The organism is Shewanella inventionis, from assembly GCF_014641855.1.
Lineage (GTDB): Bacteria > Pseudomonadota > Gammaproteobacteria > Enterobacterales > Shewanellaceae > Shewanella > Shewanella inventionis.
This window is the reverse complement of sequence record NZ_BMII01000112.1, coordinates 1-1,068: the sequence shown is the minus strand read 5'-3', so window position 1 is coordinate 1,068 and position 1,068 is coordinate 1. Positions and strand designations below refer to the sequence as shown.

At 42.4% G+C, this 1,068-nt stretch carries 1 protein-coding gene; it reads right to left on the bottom strand.

What is annotated here, in order from left to right:
• Positions 1–21: 21 nt before the first annotated feature.
• Positions 22–1,068 (bottom strand): ISAs1 family transposase (locus IEW93_RS21800; protein ID WP_188741282.1); only part of this gene is annotated, 1,047 nt, incomplete at its 5' end.

Below are 1,068 nucleotides of genomic sequence, written 5' to 3'. Positions count from 1 at the left end.
CCAGGGTAAGAGCATGAAATTTCACTTGCCAAAAATAACCTTTTCAAGGTAATCGGTGTTGCGATTGGCTTTCATTTGTTTTGCTCTTACTCCTTTCTTAAAGCTTGTCTCTGACTGAAGACGATTTACTGCAACATGCCTAACACCTGCCATGATTTCCGGCGCTCCATTACGTCGGATACGACAATCATCTTCTTTCATTCCGACATCAAGTTTCCAGTGCAATCCATTTTCGATATTCCAATGCTCTCGAGCACTTGCTGCTAACTCTTCTGCCGTTAACGTGGCTGAGCTGATGTAGTATCTAAAATTTAACTCTTTGGATACTTTGCCTTTTTCTTTCCGATATGAAATGATCACCCCAACTGTCGTTAACATTGGCCAATCTGCCGATGCGGGTATTTGACTCATGTCACTGGTAACAATACTGCACCGGTACTCTTCTCTATTTCGTTGGTAATCGGCTTCCTGAAATAACGTTCCATCCTGACATTGGCGGCTGATCTCTGGTCCTAATAATTTCTCTACCTGGGAAAACAACATTGGCTGATTGCCTTTCAGTGCCAGTAGATAATTCGCTTCTTTATCCAAAATTTTCTGAGCTATAGCTTTCTGACATCCCATTGCATCGATGGTGACTAGGCAACCTTTTATTTCTAACAAGTCAAGTAGTACTGGGATGGCGGTTATCTCATTGGATTTACAGTCGGTTTTCTGTTGTCCAAGGACCACACCATTTTCACAAGCAAACGCGCTCACCATATGAATGGCATTCTTCCTATCAGACTGATTAAATGAACCTTTTAATCTTTTTCCATCAATAGCAATCACTTGCCCAGCTGTGACCTGGTGACAGTCTTGCATCCATTTAGAGAAGCAGGATTGAAACGTACTCATATTAATGGTGCTGATAACCCTCGCTATCGTGTCATGTTTAGGAATACCATTTTCAAAAGAGACAAATTTGCGCAACCAATCGAGACGGTCGTGTCCAAAATCCTCAATTTCTTCCCACCCTTGGCAGCCAGCAATCACAGCGCTGAGGGTAAGGAATAGGATATCAAAGAG